Origin of the sequence: Myxococcus faecalis, assembly GCF_050039385.1 — a bacterium.
In the GTDB taxonomy this organism is placed as follows: domain Bacteria; phylum Myxococcota; class Myxococcia; order Myxococcales; family Myxococcaceae; genus Myxococcus; species Myxococcus fulvus.
This window is the reverse complement of the sequence record NZ_CP144336.1, coordinates 10930724-10951453: the sequence shown is the minus strand read 5'-3', so window position 1 is coordinate 10951453 and position 20730 is coordinate 10930724. Positions and strand designations below refer to the sequence as shown.

The following is a 20730-nucleotide window of genomic DNA, read 5'->3' as shown; positions in this document are numbered from 1 at the left end:
CGTGAGAGGAACCTCGTTCAGCGGTGCGGAGCGGCGTGTGTGCCGCTCTCCGTCCGGAGTGACTGGGTGGCCAGGCCCGACATGCTCTCCGCCAGCGACTGCACGGAGCGCGTGGCCTCCTGGGTCTCCTGCACCGTCTTCAGCGTGCGCTGCATCTGGCCGGACAGCTCCTGGATGGCCAGGGCCATCTGCTGGGTGCCCGCGTCCTGCGCGCTCACCGCGGCGGTGATCTGCCGCATGCTGGCGCTGGAGTCGCCAATCAGCACCGCCAGCTCCTGGAACTGCGCGCTGGAGGTGCGCACCGCGTCCAGGCTCTGCCGCACGCGCTCGTCGCCCTTCTCGCTGAACTGGGCCGCCTCGCGCATGCTCGCGCTCACGCCGTTGAGCACCTCGCGGATGCGGTGCGTGGCGCGGATGGACTGGTCGGCGAGGCCGCGCATCTCGCGCGCCACCACGCCGAAGCCCCGGCCACTCTCCCCGCTGCGCGCCGCCTCGATGGCCGCGTTGATGGCCAGCATGTTGGACTGGTCCGCCAGGTCCTTCACCGAGTCGACGATGCCGGACACCTCGCGCGTGCGCTCGTCGAGCGCCAGGATGCGCCGCGCCATCTCCGACACCTCGTTGCGGATGGCGGCCAGGTCTCCCAGCGTGCGCTCCAGCGCGGCGCTGCCCTCGCGGCCCACCTGCTCGGCGCCCTCCGCGGAGGCCGCCAGCGAGCTGGCCTTCTCCGCCGTCATCTGCGACGAGCGGCGGATCTCCTTCACCGTCTGCTCCGCCTCCTGCAGCGCCGCGGCCTGACGGCTGACACCCTCGGTCTGCTGATCGCTCGTGGAGCGCAGCTGCTGCACCACCGTGGCCAGCTCCCCGGCGCCGGTGCCCATGCGCTCGGCGAGGTTTCGGACCTCCGCCTGCCGCTCCTCCAGCTGACGGGTGTGCGCCTCCAGCGAGCGCACCACCTCGATGGAGCGCCGCGCGACGATGCCCAACAGCGACAGCGTCAGCGCCAGATAGCCCCAGTGCGACACATTGCCGAACGACACGCTCAACACGCCGATGACCGGCAGCACCGTGAGCGCCAGGAACAACACCAGGCCCGCCAGGCCTCCCATGAAGATGCGCGCGTCGGGGTTGCCACGCCACGCCTCCGTCGCCGCCACGATGAAGCACACCAGCAGGATGGTGAAGGAGAAGGGCAGGAAGGGCACCAGGATGCGCTGCGCCGTCCCCAGGTCGATGAAGACGGTGAACGCCGCCACCACGCACAGCGCGGTGTAGCCCATGGCGCCCAGCCGGAACCACCGCCGCTGGTTGTCCAGGATGGCGTCCGACACGAACTCGATGAGGCCGGACACCAGCAGGAAGATGCCCAGCACCGTGAAGCGAGTCGCGGTGATTGGCGCGTCCCACAGCGCGTTGGGCATGCCGCTCAGGCCCAGCAGCACGAAGCCGCCGCTGGCGGAGAAGACCGCCAGGCCCGCGAGCATCCGCCGCCGCCAGTGCATCAGGAACGCACCGCCCGAGCCCAGCGCCACCGACAACAGCAGCATGCCCATGACGAACGGCGCCTGGCCGTCACGCGTCACCAACGCGAGCAGCTGGTGGCGCGAGCCCACCTGCGCGCCCTGCGCCACGCCGATGTTCGGGTTGCTCGACTGCACGCGCAGCAGCAGGTGTCCCCCCAGCGCCGAGCGAGGCACCGGCACCAGGTGCCAGGCCATGTTGTCGGACAGCTCCGCGCCGGACGTGTTCAGCTTGCCGCTCACGTAGATGCGCTGACCGTTGGCGTACGCCTCCACGGCGTTGGTCACCTCGCCCAGCATCACCGCGGGCTCGGCCCACGGGCCCTCCGGCAACGGGATGCTCAGCCACAGGAACGTGTTCGTCCCGCGTCCCGGGGGCGGCTTGTTCGCTTCCACCGGGCGCCAGTCCTCGGCGACGTTGGCCGTCTGGGCCCACAACGGAATGCCATCCGTTCCGGGAGGAGAGTCTCCCCAGCGATAGCGCCAGCCTTCCTTCAACTGGACGGGAGCGCCTGCCTCCGCGGCATTCGCCGTCGGTGAGTGCAGGAGTGCCACGAGCAACGCGCAGCCCATCAGGGCCAGCAGCGCGGCTCGGCGCGATGGGTTGTGAAGCCTCACGGAACCAGCGTGTGAGGCAAGGCTGTCGAAAGATGTCGGGGTAGGGCGGTGGGCAGCCATGAGGGCCCCAATGCTCGACCGCGCGATGCATGCCTGTAAATAGGTCTGCATCCCCTGACATGTAGGAAAGGTTTGGGAGGGCTTTTCGGGAGGGGCTTTTGCGACCCGGGTTCAAATGCCACAGGGCATCCGGTGCGGGAAAATGACGCAATATACCGTGAGCCGGGAACATTCGGCCGAGGCGTCGTTGGTGAGTGCGAACCGCCCTCCGAAAGGAACGCACCTCATGCAGCTGACCCGACTCCGCTGGTGGCCCCTGGTCTTCCTCGCGGGTTGCGCGGGGCCCGAAGTTTCCGAGCCCATCAACAACTCCGAGGCACTGGACGCGTCACGCGCCGCCGTCGTCTATGCCGCGAGCCACATCCAGGTCGTCAGTGACAGCGCCATTCCGGCCACCGGGGGCGTTGCCTCGGCGCGTCACGAGAACTGCCTGGTGCCCAACCAGGACCTGAACGGGGACGGCATCCTCGACCCGATTCCCCCACGCACGCAGCTGCTCATCTACCGGGGCGCCACGCTGCGCGGCGGGCGCGAACTGGGCGCTGCCCGCGCTGACGACGCCGTCGGTGGCCGTCGTCACGGGCGGCTCGGCCAACTCGCTGGTGGAGCTCTACAAGCCCCAGTCGGCGCCGAAGGTCCTCTACACCTGGCCGCACCTGATGGAGAACGGCACCCTGGCCCAGCTGCAGGCGATGGACGCCGCCACGGGCGCGCGGACGTGGGAGACGCTGTGGGGCGCGGGCTTCAACAACGCGCAGCGCACCCATCACGAGCTCGACCGCTTCCACCTCACCTCCGCCAACCTCCAGCACAGCTGGCCTGCCTTGTCGCTGCACACGGGGGCCGGGGGCACGCGCATGCCGTACGCGGTGTCGTTCCACACGCATGGCGCCAGCTGCGCGTCCTCCATCGCCGTGCGCGTGGGCGGACAGAACGGGGACCTCGAGGAGCAGTCCATGCACCGGGGCGTGGCCGAGGTCATCCGCATGGCCTTCCCCGACTCCGCCTTCGATGACGGCTCCCGCATCACCTACAAGTGGGGCGACTGCTTCGACGGGGACGGCCCCGAGAACTTCGTCAACGCGGCCAGCGCGTTCTCCAATGGCATCCAGCTGGAGCAGTCCTTCGGGTGGATCACCGCGAACCATGACGGCGTGCAGACGCGCGGGCCCGTCGTCGCCGCCGCGGTGCGCTCCGTGTTCGACTGCCTGTCGGAGCCCGCCGACGCGTCGTCCGCGCCCTGGTACTACGGCAACGTGACCAGCGGCGGCACGGGCTACCACACGTCGGGGCTGTGCCCGGGCTTCATCGCGGACGTGGACATCACCCACGCCTGGTCCGCGGCCCATGCGATGTACCCCGGCATCCAGAACTGCCCGGCGAACGGCGGCGCCAACGGCCGCGCGCACGTGGACCTGTACCGGGAGCAGACGGCGGCCGGAGGCCAGAAGCGCTGGTACCGCATCGGCGGCGGACGCATGGACTACGACGCCAGCTGCAACCCGACGCTGAAGGTCCTGAACACGGCGGGCATCTGGGAGACGAACAGCACGCTCTTCAACCCCACCGCGGCGGACACCACCGTCAACGCGAACCAGACGGTCCGCTTCCGCGCCGTCATCCGGGCCTTCAAGGCGGATGGCACCACGCCGCTGCCCGCCTTCTTCAACGTCAGCGGGTGAGCGGCTCCGGAGCCTGGCGGGGCCGCTGGAGGGGGCGGCCCGCCGGGTTTCCGGGGGGGCGGCGGACGCCGCGCGCTAGAAGGCGCGGAAGATGCCGCGCACGCCGAGGGTGAAGAGCGCGTGGAAGCCGTCGTCCACGGCGCTGACGGCGCTGGTCTGCGCGGGCAGGCCCGTCACCGTCACCGTCTGCTCGCCGGTGCGCACGGTGTAGCTGCCCACGGACGCGGTGAGCATGGGCCCCAGCGCCAGGAAGTTGGAGACGCGCACGTCGCCGCCCACGCTGATGCGCGCGTAGGTGGGGCCCCGGTCCTCCACCCGCGTGTCGATGCGCGCCGGCGCGAAGCCACCCGTGGGCAGCGGCACCTGCGTGTCACCCTTCACGTGGCTCTTGAGGAACTCCAGGCCCACCGACAGGCCCACCCACGGGTCGAAGCCCGACGCCGGGTTGATGTGGTAGCGGACCTCCGGTCCGAAGCGCCATTGGTAGTTGTTGCAGTCGAAGTCCTCCGGGCAGGAGATGTCGTTCGTCTTGGTGAAGACCTTCTCCCACGAACCCCAGACGCCCACGTAGAAGCGCGGGTTGAGCCGATAGCCCACCTCCGCCAGCAGCGGCAGCGAGGCGTTCGCCGCGTCGGTGATCTTCAGGTCCTCGCGCGAGCCGGTGCGCGACGTGCCGTCCTTGTACACGTGGCCCGCGCCCAGGCCCAGGTTGACGCCTATCGCCACCTGGGGCCCGGACATCCCGTGCGCCGCGCGAACGTCCATCTCCACCGCGCCCGACTCGCGCTCCTGTGCCCATGCCGTCCCGGACACTCCCAGGCTGGCGATGACTGCCAGCGTCCAGCGGTGCTTCTTGGCCATGCGTGCTGCCCTCCAACGTGACTCGTGGGGTTTCACGGAGGTGGTTCCTCGGGGTGCACCGCGTGAACCGGACCGGAGGGCCAAGCGTCCGGAGTCGACACATGGCCGGACGGGATGTCCGCCGTGCAGCACCCGCCTGCCCGACAGGGGGCGGGGTGGGGAGCGCCTCGCCCCTCGGGTCTGGTGCCTGTGCGCCGTCGCGCGCCCGCCCCGTCCGTCGTCCGGCCCCGCTCAAAGCTGCTGCGCAGCACGCTGCTGTTGTCCGGGGCCCGGCGCGTCGTCGTCATCAGCGTCCCCTGGTACCTGCGCTCGGGCCTGGAAGCCCGGGGCCAGGCCCCGCTGGAGCCCCGCGCGCCGAGTGCTCCCCACTGAGCGCTCGCGGCTGCAATTGTTTCCGCTCAGCCGGGTCAAAACTTTCCGATTCCGCCAGGGCCCGCGCCACGCATCCCCGCACGTCGACTGCCCCCGGGGATGAGACAGCCTTTCGTCACACGTCATCCCCGCGCTCTCGAAGCTCCAGCATTCGGGAATGTCCAAGGTTCTCCGCCCGATGATGAATAGACATTCATGACTCGAAGACGTGTATAAATTGAAAATCAAGAATGGATTGCAAGCGATGAATTTCCGGGCACCTTCCGTGCAGGGCGAGCGGCACCCCTTGTCACGAGTCCCCCAAGGGGCGTGGAGGCATCCGAATGAATCGCAGATGGTTCGCAGTCCTGCTGGGTGGTGCGTTATGGGCCCCGGCAGTCGCGGCACACGACTTCCGAGCGGAGAAGCTCGTGAATGGCCAGAAGCAGGTGTCGATCCTCACCTATCCCGCGACGCTGAACTTCACGTTCAGCGCCACGAACATCCACCCCACGCTGGAGTCCATCCTGCTCACGGCGGTGGATCCACTCCTGACGCAGTGCACGTTCACTCCGGCGCCACCGTTGACGGTCCCGGTGGGTGGAAACGTCACCTACCAGTGCTCGTACACGCTGCAGAACTACGAGGCCTGCCTGGCGCTGGGGGCGCTCGACACGAACCCGTCGACCCCCAACGAGGAGGTGACCTTCACCAACGTGTTCGGCATCAGCTGGGACAGCGGCTCGGCGCAGGACGGGGTCAACGTCCTGTGCGGACAAGAGCGCATCCTGACCTGTGACGACACCGTCTACATCTCCACGGCCTCGTCTTCGTCGGGAGGGCTGCCCGTGGGGCCCTCGCGGCTCTATGTGTTCGACCCCGCGACGGCCACGCTGGCGCTCCAGGGCGAGACGTCGCTGCCCTACAACGGGCTCGCCTTCAACCATGTCGACGGCTTCCTGTACGCCGTCTCCTCCGACGGCCTCACGCAGCCCTCGCTCATCCGCGTGGACGCGAACGGCTCGGCGACCGTCGTCGCTCCGTTGGTGTCGGGCGCCGCGAACTCGGCGGGCTGGGCGGCGGGCGCGATCCTCGAGGACGGCACCTACCTGGGCTTCGAAATCACCACCAACCACCTGGTCCGGATCAACACCAACACGGGCGTGACGCTGTCCGACGTCGTCGTGGGGACGCCCGCGACGTTCCGGGTGGCGGACTTCGCCGTGAACCCCATCAACGGGCTGCTGTATGGCTTCAATTCGGCCACGCAGCGGGTGACGGTCGTCAACCCGGAGCTGGGCACGTTCACCGACTTCCTGCTGCCCTCGCTCATCAACGGCCTGCCCTCGGTGGGCAACGCCATGGTGGCGGCCGTCTTCACCCAGGTGGGGGAGCTGTTCTTCTATGGGTCGACCAACCTGAACAACAACCTGGCCAATACATTCTACTCGGTGAACCTGGTCACCGGGGCGCTGACGACCGTCTCCACCGGTCCGGCGACGCAGTTCGCCGATGGCGCGACGTGTGCCTTCAACGTGGAAGGTGGCGGAGGGCAGCCCCCGAGAGCCCACGTGACGCGGGACCACGGCTTCTTCGGCTCCTCCGAGGACGCGCTGGCGGAGTGTCTGTCGAAGGGCACCATCTCCCTGGGGCAGCTGGGCAAGGTGACCACGATGGAGGGCGCGCTGGGCGTGCTGTGGGCCAACCCGGCCATCGCGCAGGGCGGGGCCATCCGCTCGGAGCTGGAGTCGCTCAAGGCCCGCTTCGCGCGTGAGCTGCTCACGGCCACGTGCAACGAGCGCTACTTCGGCACGCCCGCGCCGCAGCTCGCCGGGTTGGAGGCGTGGGTGGCGCCGCACCCGATGGTGCTCCAGAAGGTGCTGGGGCAGTTGGAGAAGCACAACCGCTCCGGCGCGCGCCTGGCGGTTCCGTTGGGCAAGAAGGCCTGGAAGCTGGAGCCGCTGAAGGGGCAGGAGCGGGCCGTGGAGCCGCAGTACTGAGAGGGGGATGACATGTCGACGAATCCGAATTGGAAGATCCTGTCCGGAGTGTTCCTGGCGCTGTCCTTGACCGCGTGTGACGGCGGCGAGACGGTGCCCATCGATGTCCCCCAGGGAGACCGCTTCGAGCTGCGGCTGCTGGGGCAGGACGCCGAGGACTACGAGAAGCTGATGCTGGGCGTGGGGCGCGTGGAGGTGATGGTGCAGGGCCGGCTGGTGCCGTTCCAGCTCTCGCCCGCGGCGCGGGCCATGGACCTGGCGCGGACGGACCACGCCTATCTGCTGGGGTACTTCTACCTCCCGGCGGAGGCGGACGCGGCGGACGTCCGGGTTCACTTCGATGACGTGGGCGCGTTCCAGACGTCGGGCGGGTCGGGCCTCATCAACGCGCGCTCAGGCTCGCTCCTGTTCACGACCCGGCGCGCGGAGCTGGAGAAGCGCAAGCATGTCGTCGTCCAACTGCACCTGAACGACAGCTTCTTCCAGGGCCGCGGCGCGAAGGTGCTGTTGCCCTCGACGTTCGTCGTCCACTGAGAGACGGGGGGAGGGGGCTGCTCGCTGGGGACCGTGAGGCCTCCAGCGGGCAGCGGTGGTTCCGGGCTACAGCCCGAGCGCCACGCCCACCACGATTCCCACCAGCGTCGCGCCGACCACCAGGAGGTTGTCCCTCCAGGGGGAGCGTCTCCGGACCGGCTTGGGGGCGGGAGCTGGCTTCGGATCGGCGCTGACCTGTGAGCGCACGGGCGCGGCGTCGACCTTCGCCTCCAGGGGCGCCGGCTCGAGCTGCGTCACCTCGTCATCGTCGTCGAGGCCCGTGTCCACGACGGCGGGCTCGGGAGGGCGCTCCACGAGCCGCAGGGTGGGGACCGCCTTCTCCACCTGGGCCCAGGGCCGCAGCGCGTCCGCCATCTCCTCGGCCGTCGCGAAGCGCTCCGCGGGGTCCTTGTTCAAGGCGCGGGCGATGAGCCGGGCGAAGTCCTCGGGTACGTCCGGACGCAGCTCCGACGCCAGGGGCGGCACCCGCTCGATGATGGCGGAGAAGAGGGCCACGGTGTCGGCCACGTCGATGGGCTGCCGGCCCGTCACCATCTGGAACAAGCAGGCGCCCAGGGCATAGACGTCCCCGCGCGCGTCCACCGGCAGGCAGCGAACCTGCTCGGGGGGCATGAAGGAGGGCGTGCCCACCCACGCTCCGGCCTCGGCGCCCACCGAGCGGGCGTCATCCTCGTGGAGCAGCCGGGCCACGCCGAAGTCCAGCACCTTCACCTGGTCGCCGGTGACGATGAAGAGGTTGTCCGGCTTGATGTCCCGGTGGATGACGCCGGCCTTGTGCGCGGTGTCGAGCGCGGACAGCGTCTGGAGCGCCAGCGTCGCCGCCCTGGCCACGGGCAGCGGGCCCTGCTCCTTGAGCAGCAGCCGCAGCGTCTGGCCCCGGAGCAGCTCCATCACCATGAAGGGAGGCTCGTCCTCGTTGCACTGGAAGTCCTTCACCTGGACCAGGTGAGGGTGGCTCAGCCGCGCGGTGGCGTGCGCCTCCCGCTTGAAGCGCGCCAGCACCGCGTCATCGTCCATCAGGTGCTGCTGGAGCACCTTGATGGCCACCACGTCCTCCGCGTCCACCGGCGCCGCCTCGTAGACGATGCCCATGGCCCCCACGCCGATTCGCTGACGCAGCTGATACCTCTGACCCAGCAAAGTTCCAACGCGAGCTGACGAGCGACTCATGAATCAACCGGTATACCCAAGTGGCGCACATGGCGAGGGGGTATCCGCCTGATGACGTATGTTTCAGTCGTTGATACCTCGAAAGCCTTGATGAGTCGGACTGGGTGTGCAAGGCGCCGCGGTGACTGTCTCGGGACGTGAGGCGTCGCTTCTCGGGCCCCGAGAGCGAAGCCGTCCGCGAGTACCGCGACACTGGACTCAGAACAGGAAGCCGATGCGGACCAGGTCCATGTCCACGTCGAGGATGGCCCGGTCTCCGCGCGCCACCACGTCGTCGCTGTTGCGGATGAATGCATACTGCGCGCCGATGTCGACGGTGTCGCGGCGCTGGTTGAAGCTGTAGCCCACGCCCAGGCCGACGAGAGGCTCGAAGAAGAAGGCCTGGCCGCGCGTCACCGCCCGGTAGCCCACGTCCAGGCCGAGCGTCACCTGGAAGCCCTGCTCGTCCTCGTACTGCAGCGAGTAGTTCCTGCCGTTGGGGCGGTAGCGCAGCGTCTCCCGGCTCCAGGTGCCCGACAGCCGCGGCTGGAGGAAGAAGCCCTGGCCTCGGGGCCGCGGCGAGGGCTTCCAGGCCACGCCCAGCGTCACCTTCAGCTGCCGCAGCTTGGAGCAGCGCGAGGGCTCGAAGTCACACCGGTTGGCCGTCATCATGGGGGTGACCTCGAGCACGCCCGTGGTGCTCTCCGAGAAGCTCCGCCCGAAGCCGACGGGGAGGGCCAGGTGGAGCCGCTCCGTCATGGGGCCCACCAGGAGCAGCGACAGGTGCGTCACCGGGGACAGCCAGAGCGCGTTCTTCGGAGCGGAGTCGTGCTCCCCCTGCGCGTGCGCCGCGGGCGCGAGGAGGAGCAGCATGGCGAGGGCAATGCGTTTCAGGGTGTCGCTCCTGTTGCTGGGTGGCGTTTGTCTCCAAGCAACACCCATGCCTCGCGTCATCCCCGTCGACCCCGCCCGTGTGCCCGGGCGATGGGGGACTCGATTCGCGACAGGATTGTCAGGACCGCCTTCCGCGCCCAGGGGCGGCCATGTCGTGCTCGCCGGCGCCAAAGACAGACGGGGCTGGACGGTGGGCACCGTCCAACCCCGTGGCTCAGCGGCGCGTGAAGCGGGCGCCTAGAAGTCCTTGATGCGGTCCGCCAGGTTGGCGTTGTCGACGAAGGCGTTGGTGTTGCCCTGGATGTTGGCCACGCGGCGGTTGCGCTCGATCTCCGCGGCGTCCACGGCGTCCAGCTTGTTCCACGCCTTGAGGGCCGCTTCCTCGTCGTTGGGGATGGGCTTGTTGTACGTGGAGGAGAAGTAGAACATCGCGCGCGCCACGTTGCCCTTGTGGGAGTCCGGCGGCTCGAAGACGGTGTTGCCCTTGCTGTCGGTGCCCAGCTTGGCGCCGTTGTGGCTCCACTTGACGTTGACCACCTCGCCGAACGGGAAGCTGCTGCGGCGCGAGTTGGCCTTGCTGTCGGTGGGGAACAGGTGGTGCAGGTCGCTCTTGGCCGCGCCCGTGGCGCCCTTGGACTGGGGCCACGTGTGCTCCACGTTCATCACCGCGTTGTTCGGAATCTTGCCGCCCTTGGTCTCCAGGCCCGTGTAGACGCACTCCACGTTGCCCGCGGCGTTCACGTCCAGGCTGGTGAAGATGAGCCGGCGCGCCTCGTTGTAGCTGACGACCTTCTTGTCGGAGGACGACTCGCGCACGGCGCGCAGGAGCGCGTCGTCACGCAGCCCGTCGAACGGGTCATCCGACGGCTCGGGATCCGGCTCGGGCGCCTTCGTCTCCGGGACGATGTTCAGGCCCCACTGCTTCAGCGTGCCCGTGTCGCCCTTGGCCTGGTCCTGCACCTCCAGCGTCCAGGTGCCCTTCGTGGACTCGCCGGCGAAGGCGGTCAGGTCGAAGCTGCCCTTGAGGTCGTCGGCGGAGCCACCCTGGCGGCTGGACACCACCGCGCTCTTGCCGGAGGGGGCCGTCAGCTTCACCGTCAGGTCGCCGCGGTAGGTGTGGGCGATGTCCAGGTCCAGCTTGAGCGACTCCACCTTGGCGTCGTCCGCGACGTCCAGGGTGCTGGTGACGGTGGCGTTGTCCTTGATGGCCGCGTTGGGGCTGGTGGTGTGGACCAGCGGGGCGGCCTGGGCGCCGGCGGCGGCCTTCAGGCCCTCGGCGGCCGCGTTCGACACGGTGGGCTTCACCGGCACGAAGACGGCGCCGAGCTTCGTCAGCAGGGAGGGCGACAGGCCCGCGAGTCCGGAGCGCGAGGGCTCGAACTCGTTGCGAGCCACCGAGGCCGTCCGGGGGGCGGACGTCTCACGGGTGGTCTCAGTTTCAGTCGGGCGGGCAGGGAGGGGCGAGCGACGGGGGCCGACGACACTGGTCATGCGGGCATTATCGGCAACGACGCGTCACAGGTTGTCCCGTCTCCGTGTCTTTTTTGATGACGCCGGAAAACTGGGGATTTCCCGGCGATATTGACGTTTTTTCCAGGGTTTGGCGGCGGCCTGAAGCCGCGGAGGCTCAGTTCCGGAGGAGCTCGGTCTGCGTCCGGCCGTCGGCGCCGAGGCCATCCAGGCGGACGAAGTCGACGGAGAAGGGCCAGGACGTCTTTACGAAGATGTGGAGCAGCTGGGCGGGGCCGGCGCCGAACCTCGTCCAGGCCTGCACGGCGCAGCCGCCGCCCTGGACCTGGGTGGTGGTGAGGTCGATGGGGCGATCCGCGAAGGCCCGCAGGCGGATGCGGACGCGGCCCCCGTCGGGCGTGAGCTCCACCTGCTGCGTGTCCTCCAGGCCGTAGGCGGGTTGCTCGACACCGAGCAGGTCCTCCACCTCCGACTCGCCGCGCTCCAGCATGCGCCAGTACACGCGCACGGGCTTGCTCCCCACCGGATGGCAGGCCTCGTCGAGCCGCACGGCGTAGTGGACCTGGTTGCGGTTCTCGCTCCGAGAGAGGAAGAAGGCGGATGGCTCCTGGGGCGACGGCTCCGCGGCGGCCAGCGAGGGGATGAGCGCCAGCGCGGCGGTGACGACGGTCCTGAGCCAGAGGTTGCGGTGCACGACGGTTCCCCCCTTCACGGCGGAGTGACGCGGACGGCGATGCTGGGAAGGTAAACACCCCAGCCGCCGCCAGCTGTCACCCGGCCCGAGCCCTGCGGCCGGGCGGTGCCTAGCATGGACGGCGGCCCGGGTCTGCTTTCACACGCGCCCGGGTGTCCTGCGGTGGGCGCCCGCGCGTGGCCTGACTTAACCCCGGCCCCTGGCGGCCGCATGACGAACCGCCAGGGAGGGCTGGACCCAGGGCCCGGGCGGTGCGTGCCCCAGGCCCGGGTGGTGCATCACGGCGTGGTGAAGAAGGAGCTGATGGCCTCGGCGCTGTGGAAGGGCAGCTTCTCGAGCGACGTGAAGGGCTCGCTCAGGTCGAACCCGGGCGACACGATGGAGGCCACGCGCAGGTAGTAGATGCTGTCGGGCTGCAGCGTGCCCGGAGGCAGGCGGACCTGGGTGGTGGAGCCGGGGGCGTAGATGCTGCCGGCGGGCATCAGGAAGCGCAGCTGGGCGTCATACCGGTAGAGCGTCACCCGGTAGGCGTGGGGCGTGCCGAGCGTGGGCGGCGTCCAGGCGAGGACGGGGCTGTTGGTGCCCACCTCGCGCTGCACGTTCGCGGGGACGCCGTCGATGGTCAGCGAGCGGGGCGGGGACACCTGCGGCTGCACGGGGCCGGCGATGAGGTTGTCGAACACGTCGTACGAGTAGAGGCGACCCGACAGGTACATGGAGACGCCCGAGTCATCCGGCACCGGGGACAGGACGCGGAACGGATAGCTGTGGATGCCGACGAGGCCCCAGCTGGACGGGAAGGGATTGCCGAACTTCAGGCGGCTGGTGAAGTTGAACGACGCGTTCCGGGGGAGGAACAGGTTGAGCAGCTCTCCGGAGTAGCCCACCCAGCGCCCGCCGGTGTTGTGCGCGTTGGGGAGGACCTCGAAGAGGGGCGTGGAGCCGGTGGCCTGCGGGTGCACGTCCGTGGCGAACTGGGTGTACGCGGGCAGGCGCCACTCGATGGGGAACTCGCGCATCGGCGTGGGCTGCAGGTAGCCCGTCACGGGCAGCGGGGTGATGCCGTCCGGCACGTAGTCGAACGCGCCCATCTGCACGGAGCGCTCCACCGCGGCGTAGCCCAGCGCCGTCCCATCCGGCGCCGTGCCGGCGCTGAACTGGCTGAGCTGATTGACATACATCCGGTCGCCCTTGGAGGCGTCGAAGGTGGGCAGGTTGTAGCCGCTGCTCAGGCTGAGGTCGGCCTGGTTGGTGAGCAGCGTCGTCTGGCCGTCGGGAATCTGGTCGAAGACGTTCACATAGCCGAACAGGTCCACCTCACCGGAGGTGAGCTGGAGGCTGGAGCCGGGCTGCTGGCTGCTCCAGGTGTTCTGCCACGGCGCCAGGTTGAGCAGGTTGATCTGCAGCGCGGTGAGGTAGCTGTTCGAGTACTCGGCGTCCATCCGCCCCAGGCGGTTGCGGCCGAGGTCGATGTGGCGCGCGTCGGTGATGACGTGGGTGGCGCCGGTGCGCAGGTAGAACGGGCCGGAGGGCACACCATTGAAGCGCCAGCCGCCCGGCACCGCGGAGCCGAGGATGAGCTGGAAGGTGGAGCCCTGCTGCACGAGGATTTCGGGCGGGTTGGCGGACAGGTCATTGACCTGCTCGGCGATGCCCACCGACGTGTAGAAGCGCGTGGTGTCGGTCACCAGCACCGCGTCGGGGGTGGGGCCCGCGTCGGGGGTGGGGCCCCCATCGGTGGGGGAGCTCTCCGTCCCCGGGTCGATGTTCGCCTGCCCATCATCCAGTTCCTGCTCCTGTCCGGGGGCTGCGCCACATCCGACCAACCAGACCACGCATGCCGAGCCGAGTACCGCGGAGAAACGAGACCGCTTCACGAAGACCTCCTGATGGAAATGCCGCGGTCACAATACGCGCGGGCACCTTGGCTCTGGTTGTCTTAGCGAATCAATCCCTCACCGCGAAATCATCCGCGTGTGTTTTGCGCAATCCGGGCGCGTCGGGTGTGGTGCTTGCGGAGGTCTGCCCGGAGGTCGAAACGGCGGACCCCCGCGGCTTCACGGGGAGCCGTGGCGCGCCTCAACACGTGGGAAGCAGGCCCTTCTTGCGCCAGTCGTCCAGGTAGAGGGACATCAGCTCGCGGTCCAGGCGATGGAACCCGAGCCCGAGTCCCGCGAGGGCCTCGCGGGTGTTGCGGGCGTCGTAGACAGGCATGCCCTCGTAGACCTCCCAGCGCGTCGAGCCGCCGCCGTAGACCTGCTCGTAGAGCATGGGCACCAGGGCGCAGAGCGGGTTGTCGGCCGCGCGGGGGTCCTTCATGAGCCGGTCCACCCATTCCTCGTAAGGGACGCGGCTGAGGGGCTGACCACAGTCGTCGAGGAGGTCATAGAGGGAGTCCATGTCGATGGAGTCGCGAGGGGAGGGGGGCACCAGGTGATAGGCCTTGCCGATGGCGCCCTCGCGAGAGGCGATGCCGAGGAGGGCACCGCTGACGAAGTCCACGGGCACCATCTCCTTGCGTTGACGCGGGAGGATGGGGCAACTGCCAATCTGGACGCAGCCGCGGACGAAGCGCGCGACGAAGTCATCTGGATTGCCGACGCCCGTGCGGGTGTGTCCCATGATGAAGCCCGAGCGGTAGATGTTCACCGCCAGCCCTCGCTCGACGGCTTCCCATACGCGCTTCTCGGCCACCCACTTGCTGGCGGAGTAGCCCAGGTCGTAGCGCAGGCAGTCCAGGTGCTTGTCCAGGTCCTCGTCCTCGCGCAGGACCTGGGTGCCGTTGAAGTAACCGGTGGGACCGAACACGGCGATGGTGGACACGTAGTGCACGGGCGTGGGCCCCAGCGCGGCCAGCCGCAGCACCTCCGTGGTGCCATCGACGTTGACGGCCTTGTGCGCTTCGTAGGGCTGCACGTAGTTCACGTGCGCGCCGACGTGGAGGATGGCCTCGGCCCGCTCGACGAGGGCCTGTCGTTGCCCTGCGCTCAAGCCCATGCGGGGCACGCCGAGGTCTCCGAGCACCGGCTCGATGCGCGCGGCGAAGCCGTCCTCCCACAGGTCGTACTTCTCCAGGGCCCGCTGGATGCGCGCGAGCCCTGTCTCCGAGTCCCTCGCGCGGACGAGGCAAGCCACCTGGGCTTTCGTCATCCGCATCAGGTCGCGGAGCATGAAGGCGCCGAGGAAGCCCGTGGCGCCCGTGAGGAAGATGCAGCGCATGTCCTCCAACGCGCGTCCCTTCACCACCGGCCTGCCTGGAGCGGGGGCGATGTCCTCGGGCAGCCGCGCGTCCTCGCGCCAGGCGTCGGGGCCCGCGATGGCGCGGCCCTCATCCTGGACACCCACGAGGGCCTGCCGCACCGCTTCGATGTAGTCCCCCAACGTCCGCGCCTCATGGAGGGCGTGCGCGGAGAGGCCCACGCCGAACTTCTCGCGCAGCCGCAGCGCCAGACGTCCCGTCATCAGGGAGTTGCCGCCCAGGCGCACGAAGTCATCGCCAGCAGACGCGGTCTCCACGCCGAGCAGCTCGGTCCAGATGTCGCTCACGCCCGCGACGACCGGGTCCTCCGACGGGGGCGCGCTTCGTGGGTGCGCCGCGGCGCCGCCGGGCGACACGGGGTGGGGCAGCGCGGCGCGGTCGACCTTGCCATTGACCGTGACGGGGAGCCGCTCCAGCATGACGAAGCGAGACGGCACCATGGGCTCCGACACCCTGTCGCGCATGAAATCGCGGAGGGCGTCCTCGAGGCCCGCGCCGGTCTCCTTGGGTACGACGAAAGCCGCCAGCGACTTCTCGCCATCGGGTCGCTCCTGGAGAGTCACGACCGCGTCCCAGACGAGCCCGCTCTGCAGGAGCGACTTGGAGACCTCGTCCAGCTCGATGCGGTGGCCGCGAATCTTCACCTGATGGTCGGCCCGGCCCAGGTACTCCAGCGTCGCGTTCTCGCGCCACCGCGCCAGGTCTCCGGTGCGGTAGATGCGCAGCGCCTGGCCATCCTTCAGCCCGGACACGGTGGGGAAGCGCTCGGCGGTGAGCTCCGGCTGGTGGAGATAGCCGCGCGCGAGGCCCTCTCCCGCGAGGCACAGCTCTCCGGTTTGTCCTGGCACCACGGGGCGCAGGTCCTCATCGAGCAGGAAGACCTCGGTGCGGGCGATGGGCCTCCCGATGGAGATGGACCCGCTCAAGGCATCCTGGAGGCGCGCCTCGTGGGCCGTCGCGTAGATGGAGGCCTCGGTGGGGCCGTAGCCGTTGACGAGCCGCTCGGGAGGGTGGTTCTCCAGCACTGCGCGGAAGAGGCGGGGGTTGGCGCGCTCTCCCCCCACGACCACCAGCCGAAGCCCGCTGAAGGCATCCGGACAGGCCTGGGCCACCATGTTGAACAGGGCGGTGGCGATGGTCATCACGTCGACGCGCATGTCGCGCAGCGCCTGGCGGAAGGCCTGGGGATCCAGGAGCGTCGCCTTGGAGACCACCACGAGCGCGGCCCCGTTGAGCAGCGCGCCCCAGATTTCATACAGCGAGATGTCGAACGCGTGGTTCGTGAGCTGCGTGACGCGCTCCGCGGAGCGGATGCCGAGGATGGGATTGTCGATGACCAGCCGGCGGATGCCCTTCGCGAGGACCTCGATGCCCTTGGGGCGCCCCGTCGTCCCGGACGTGTACATGATGTATGTCCGTCGCTCCGGGGTGTCGCGCGGGCCAGTGAAGGTCTCGGGCTCGCGCGCCACGCCGTCCGCGTCGCGTTCCAGGCAAAGGCAGCTCAATCCAGCCCGGGCGCAATGCGTCTCTTCCGTCAGGGTCTCGGTGAGGAGGACCTGTGTGCCGGAGTTTTCCAGGATGTATGTGATTCTCTCGCGAGGGTGCTGGAGGTCCAGCGGGACGTGAGAGGCCCCGAGCTTCGCGAGGGCCACGTGCGCCACGATGGCCTCGATGCCGCGCCGCATGGCCACGGCGACGGGCGTCTCCTCGCCCACGCCTCGCTTGCGCAGCGCGTTCGCGAGCTGATTGGCCCGGCGGTCCAGGGCGTCATACGTGACGCGCCTGACGCCCCAGTGGATGGCGACGGCTCCGGGCTGGAGGCGGACCTGGGCCTTCCACAGGTCCGCGAGCCCTGCCTGAGACGGATAAAGTCCTGCAGGAGCGCTGCTTTTCGATGGGGATTCGATGATGTGCATGCTCGTCGCGCGCTCCTCATGGATGTGTCGGGTGGGGGTTCGACATTTGTCTAATAGTAATTGGGTGTTTGTCTATGAAATTCCTTGTGGAGGCGTGTTCGAATAAGGCAGGCGGCGCATGCGGGCGTGGGGCGTGCCCGCAGCGTCTGTTCATGCGGGCTCGATGTCTGCCTCAGGTGTCGTCGCAGTCTTGAAGCGGGATGAACCACACCTGGAAGGAGCCGGTGTCATCGATGGCGCGGAAATAGATGCGGTCGCCGACGCGGGTGAAGCCCTCCGGGAGCGAGCTCTCGCCGCGCGTCGCGATGTCCGCCAGGGGAAGGCTGGAGGCGACCGTGCCGTGGGTGAACCAGGGTTCGAGCCCTTCGCCCGGCGCCGAGGCGGCGAAGACGGCGGCGCCCTTGCCCACCGGGAACAGGGGCGAGGTGTACTCGTCACTCAGGCTGAGCGCTTCCGACAGGGCGGAGGTGCCCGCGGTGGTGCCGTCGGAGGTCCAGAGTGTCGCGGCGCGCGGTGCGGGCCCGGGGCTCGCGATGGCCACGGAGAAGAAGAGCCGCTCTCCCGAGACAGTGTATTGTTGCAGATAGGGATAAGCCGCCTCCTCGCCCGCATGGGGATTGGGGAGGGTGACGACCGCGCCCTTTCCGCCGCCACTCAACGACAGTCTCTGGATGCGCATCCGCATGCTCGTGGCGTCGACCGAGGCCAGGTAGGCATTGCCCTTCAAGGTGCCGAGCAGGGTGACACCCTTGCCGAAGGCATCCACCCGCCGGGTCCCCGTCGCGGTGCCATCCGTCCTCCACACCTCCGTGTTCGCTCCGTCCACGAACAGGAACAGCCCCACGTCACCGGCCTGTCCCGTGCCGGTGATGGGCACTTGCTGGGCATCGACCTTCTTGACGAGGGCCGTGCCGGCGGCGGTGCCGTCCGTGCGCCACAGGGAGGTGCCCTGCGCCGCCGAGGACAGGAAGAAGAGCTGGTAGGGGCCCACGCGCAGCGACATGTTCCCGAGCGTCGACTCCGGACCGAAGCGCGCGAAGCGCAGCGTGCCCTCGGGCGTTCCATCCGTGTGCCACAGCTCGAGCTCCGGTGCCCCGGGCGTGGGGCTCCATTGGCGCAGGAAGGTGAGCTTCCCGTTCTGGGCCGCGACGAAGCTGAGGTGCGTGCCTTCAGGGCCAGGGGTCAGGTCCCGGACCAGGTGCGTGCCCGCCTCGGTGCCATTGCTGACCCACAGCTCGCGTCCCGTCGCGGGCTGGTCGAGCAGGAAGAACACCCGAGGGCCCACGGGTATCAGGTTGCGCAGCGCGGGGATTCCCACCGACGCCGCGGGGAAGGACTTCACCCGGGTCGTCCCCACCGCCGTGCCGTTGCTGCGCCAGAGGGCGGCGCTTCCGTCGAACAGGTTGGTGGCGAAGTAGAGCGTGCCTTCGACGTCGGCGAACCACTCGGGGAAGGGGCCGTTGAGCGTGGCGCCCGAGCCGGGGGGGATGACCACGGCGAGGCGCGCGGGGAGTCCCGGGCAGACCTGCTCCGTGATCTCCTTGTGCGCAGTGGCTCCCCGGAAGCCCGCCGTGGAGCGGGTGGGGGGCGAGACGCCCGCGCCTCGAAGCTCAAGTCGGGTGGGGCCCCCGCAGCCGGCGAACACCAGACCCATCAGCACACACACATGTCTCGCTTGCATGTCCCTCTCCTCCGTGGCGACAACCGACGGAGGATGGGATGAGCGGAAGGGATTCCCCTATCCGCCAGCGAGGCGAGCCCCTATTCAGGGACGGACAGGTGCCCTCCCTCGAAAGGGAGGACACCCGCATGGGGGTTACGGGGCGAAGGCCGTGCAGGCCCAGATGCCGAACGAGCAGGAGCAGTCCCCCGTGAGCTGCTCACCCTGGCAGCAGTCCCGCGTGCGTCCATTGGGCGAGCACGCCTTGCCGGCGGGCGCCGCTGATGTCGAATCGAAGCGCAGGGCCTGGCGATATCGCCATGGAGTTGTTCTTGAATCCCGGTGGCTGATTCGTGGCGCCGTGGCGCGAGGTTCCTGGGCCCAGGGGGGAGGGGGGCATCTGAGTTCCCCTCGGCGAGTCACCGGGCGCTATAACGCTGCCTGGACAGCTCGAGGAGAACTCGTGGGAATCATCCGGCTCGTGGGAGTGATGCTCGCCGTCGCGGGCGGCGTGTTGCTGTGGACGGGGCTCAATGCGCGGGAGTCGCTCACCGAGCGAGCCACCCAGGCCTTCACCGGCAAGTACACGGAGCAGACCACGCTGTACCTGGCGGGCGGGGGCGCCGCGCTCGCGGGAGGCCTCCTGCTGGTGCTGTTCGGCGGCGGTCGCGGCAAGCGTCGCTAGTCCCGCACGAGCGGGGGCTGGTTTCTCGCGCCGCCCCGGCGCGAGCAGGTGTCGCCCCTGCTGAGTCGCTCGCGGGCGCGGGTGTTGCTTCGTCCGGGTCGCGCGCTGGCGCGGGCGTTTCCTCGTCCGGGTCACTCGCGGGCGCAGGTGTTGCCCATCGCCCCCGCTGCGCGCTACCCGGAAGCGGTCTGCCTCCCGGCCGCGCGTCAGCGCGCGAGCAGTTGCTCAGGTAGGGCGCACCGGCGCCTCGTGCGCGGGGTCGCCGACGGCGTGCAGTCGGGACCATCCCCGCTCCCGCAGCAGCCGGTGGATGGGCTCACGCAGCGAGGCTCGCAGTCGCTGCTCCGCGTCCGGCGTTCCCTCTCCGCTCGCGGGCACTCGCCAGACGGCGGCGCCCTCTCCGGAGGGAGGCGCCTCGCCCTCCAGCATGAGCCGGATGACCATCGGCGGCGGCCCCAGGGCGTCCACGGCGCCTGTCCCCGTGTCCAGCGTGGCATGCGCCCGGTCCGGTGCGCACAGGCCGTTGAACACGGCGGCGGCCTGCTCAGCCACGCCGCGGTGGGAGCACTCGAAGATGACGCACCAGGGGCGGTGCGTGGGCTTCGCCGTCGGCGTCATCAGCCATCGGAACAAGAACACCGCGAGCGTCGCGCCGAGCAACTGCGCGGCCACGAAGGACTCGACATCCATCGCGTGCAGGGCGCTGGCACGGGTGCTCACCGCCCGGGCGAGGATGAGCGCCGGGTTCGCCAGCGAGCGCGAGTCGGTGAACCACACCGTGGCCGCGGCATACCCGGCCACGACGAAGTGGGTGGCGGAGGGCCGGGTGCGCACGCAGCCGCGCACCACGATGAGCAGGCCGAACGTCGCCACCAGCTCCGTGAGAAACTGCGCCGAGCTGGCCGAGGGCGTCCGCGTGGCGATGAGCAGCGGCTCTCCGCACATGAGGTGTGCCACCAGCCGTCCCGCGAGCCCTCCGCCCAGCTGTGCCAGCACGTAGCGCGGCACGTCCCGCCACGGAGTGCCGTCCTCCAGCGCGTCCGCGAAGGTGAGGGCGGGGTTGAAGTGCGCGCCGGACAGCGGCTGGAGCACCCAGGTGAGGCACGCGAGCACGACGCCGGCCGCCAGGGACATGAAGAGGCGGTTGTCGGTGGCGCTCACGCCCAGGTGCTCGGCGCCGTGGTGCGCGCCCTCCAGGGCCACCACGAGCAGTCCGCAGCCGAGCGCTTCGACGGCGAGCCGTCGGGGGCGATTGAGCCGCCCGGCGCTGGCGGAGGTCGTGGATGCATCTGCGCTCGTCATCGCGGGGCCCTCCAGCGGCGCTCCCACCCTATGCCTGGGGGAAAGGGCCGTCAA

General features: G+C 69.5%; 15 protein-coding genes. 5 read left to right on the top strand and 10 right to left on the bottom strand.

What is annotated here, in order from left to right; all coding sequences use genetic code 11:
* Positions 1 to 17: 17 nt before the first annotated feature.
* Entirely contained in the window at positions 18 to 2093 is a 2076-nt protein-coding gene (locus VZQ01_RS43300) for a methyl-accepting chemotaxis protein (RefSeq protein WP_223751133.1), read from the bottom strand.
* 671 nt (positions 2094 to 2764) lie between these two features.
* Between VZQ01_RS43300 and VZQ01_RS43295 the strand changes: the two genes are divergently transcribed.
* A complete protein-coding gene (locus tag VZQ01_RS43295) occupies positions 2765 to 3880 on the top strand; it encodes a hypothetical protein (RefSeq protein WP_426746568.1) in 1116 nt (371 codons plus the stop codon).
* 75 nt (positions 3881 to 3955) lie between these two features.
* Here VZQ01_RS43295 and VZQ01_RS43290 read toward each other — a convergent pair whose 3' ends face one another.
* The gene (locus VZQ01_RS43290) at positions 3956 to 4741 is read right to left on the bottom strand and encodes a hypothetical protein (protein WP_223751119.1); all 786 of its coding nucleotides are present in this window, start codon (positions 4739 to 4741) and stop codon (positions 3956 to 3958) included.
* Between the two features lie 189 nt (positions 4742 to 4930).
* Between VZQ01_RS43290 and VZQ01_RS43285 the strand changes: the two genes are divergently transcribed.
* The 3 genes from VZQ01_RS43285 (at position 4931) to VZQ01_RS43275 (ending at position 7626) form a co-directional block, all read left to right on the top strand.
* The gene (locus VZQ01_RS43285; RefSeq protein ID WP_267696415.1) at positions 4931 to 5113 is read left to right on the top strand and encodes a hypothetical protein; all 183 of its coding nucleotides are present in this window, start codon (positions 4931 to 4933) and stop codon (positions 5111 to 5113) included.
* 410 nt (positions 5114 to 5523) lie between these two features.
* On the top strand, positions 5524 to 7092 hold the full coding sequence (locus tag VZQ01_RS43280; RefSeq protein ID WP_426746566.1) for a DUF6923 family protein: 1569 nt from the start codon (positions 5524 to 5526) through the stop codon (positions 7090 to 7092).
* 12 nt (positions 7093 to 7104) lie between these two features.
* Positions 7105 to 7626: a hypothetical protein gene (locus VZQ01_RS43275; RefSeq protein WP_223784368.1), complete on the top strand. Its 522-nt coding sequence runs from the start codon at positions 7105 to 7107 to the stop codon at positions 7624 to 7626.
* A gap of 66 nt (positions 7627 to 7692) precedes the next feature.
* Here VZQ01_RS43275 and VZQ01_RS43270 read toward each other — a convergent pair whose 3' ends face one another.
* From VZQ01_RS43270 to VZQ01_RS43240, 7 genes are all read right to left on the bottom strand, one after another.
* Positions 7693 to 8739, bottom strand: coding sequence for a serine/threonine-protein kinase (locus tag VZQ01_RS43270; RefSeq protein ID WP_426746565.1), 1047 nt, complete (start codon positions 8737 to 8739; stop codon positions 7693 to 7695).
* A 276-nt stretch (positions 8740 to 9015) separates the two neighbouring features.
* Complete coding sequence (locus VZQ01_RS43265; RefSeq protein ID WP_426746564.1) at positions 9016 to 9669, bottom strand: hypothetical protein; 654 nt, start codon at positions 9667 to 9669, stop codon at positions 9016 to 9018.
* Positions 9670 to 9927: 258 nt separating this feature from the next.
* Positions 9928 to 11085 (bottom strand): endonuclease, encoded by a 1158-nt coding sequence (locus VZQ01_RS43260; RefSeq protein ID WP_426746563.1) that lies wholly within the window; start codon positions 11083 to 11085, stop codon positions 9928 to 9930.
* A 232-nt stretch (positions 11086 to 11317) separates the two neighbouring features.
* Positions 11318 to 11854 carry a DUF4833 domain-containing protein gene (locus VZQ01_RS43255; RefSeq protein WP_223751126.1) on the bottom strand — a complete coding sequence of 179 codons (537 nt, stop codon included), beginning with the start codon at positions 11852 to 11854 and terminating at the stop codon, positions 11318 to 11320.
* Between the two features lie 278 nt (positions 11855 to 12132).
* Positions 12133 to 13731 (bottom strand): hypothetical protein, encoded by a 1599-nt coding sequence (locus VZQ01_RS43250; protein ID WP_426746562.1) that lies wholly within the window; start codon positions 13729 to 13731, stop codon positions 12133 to 12135.
* 202 nt (positions 13732 to 13933) lie between these two features.
* Positions 13934 to 17029 carry an amino acid adenylation domain-containing protein gene (locus tag VZQ01_RS43245; RefSeq protein WP_426746561.1) on the bottom strand — a complete coding sequence of 1032 codons (3096 nt, stop codon included), beginning with the start codon at positions 17027 to 17029 and terminating at the stop codon, positions 13934 to 13936.
* Between the two features lie 172 nt (positions 17030 to 17201).
* On the bottom strand, positions 17202 to 18710 hold the full coding sequence (locus VZQ01_RS43240; protein ID WP_426746560.1) for a hypothetical protein: 1509 nt from the start codon (positions 18708 to 18710) through the stop codon (positions 17202 to 17204).
* A 442-nt stretch (positions 18711 to 19152) separates the two neighbouring features.
* Here VZQ01_RS43240 and VZQ01_RS43235 point away from each other — a divergent pair, with 442 nt between their 5' ends.
* Positions 19153 to 19374 (top strand): DUF3185 family protein, encoded by a 222-nt coding sequence (locus VZQ01_RS43235; RefSeq protein WP_174816766.1) that lies wholly within the window; start codon positions 19153 to 19155, stop codon positions 19372 to 19374.
* Between the two features lie 225 nt (positions 19375 to 19599).
* On the opposite strand, the gene VZQ01_RS43230 is transcribed toward VZQ01_RS43235, so the two are convergent.
* Entirely contained in the window at positions 19600 to 20676 is a 1077-nt protein-coding gene (locus tag VZQ01_RS43230) for an aquaporin (RefSeq protein WP_223750029.1), read from the bottom strand.
* Positions 20677 to 20730: the final 54 nt, after the last annotated feature.

Coding starts and splice junctions, on each gene's coding strand:
- VZQ01_RS43290 (WP_223751119.1), bottom strand. CDS start 4,741: ATGGCCAAGAAGCACCGCTGGACGCTGGCAGTCATCGCCAGCCTGGGA.
- VZQ01_RS43275 (WP_223784368.1), top strand. CDS start 7,105: ATGTCGACGAATCCGAATTGGAAGATCCTGTCCGGAGTGTTCCTGGCG.
- VZQ01_RS43240 (WP_426746560.1), bottom strand. CDS start 18,710: ATGCAAGCGAGACATGTGTGTGTGCTGATGGGTCTGGTGTTCGCCGGC.
- VZQ01_RS43245 (WP_426746561.1), bottom strand. CDS start 17,029: ATGCACATCATCGAATCCCCATCGAAAAGCAGCGCTCCTGCAGGACTT.
- VZQ01_RS43270 (WP_426746565.1), bottom strand. CDS start 8,739: ATGGGCATCGTCTACGAGGCGGCGCCGGTGGACGCGGAGGACGTGGTG.
- VZQ01_RS43300 (WP_223751133.1), bottom strand. CDS start 2,093: ATGGGCTGCGCGTTGCTCGTGGCACTCCTGCACTCACCGACGGCGAAT.
- VZQ01_RS43265 (WP_426746564.1), bottom strand. CDS start 9,669: ATGCTGCTCCTCCTCGCGCCCGCGGCGCACGCGCAGGGGGAGCACGAC.
- VZQ01_RS43230 (WP_223750029.1), bottom strand. CDS start 20,676: ATGACGAGCGCAGATGCATCCACGACCTCCGCCAGCGCCGGGCGGCTC.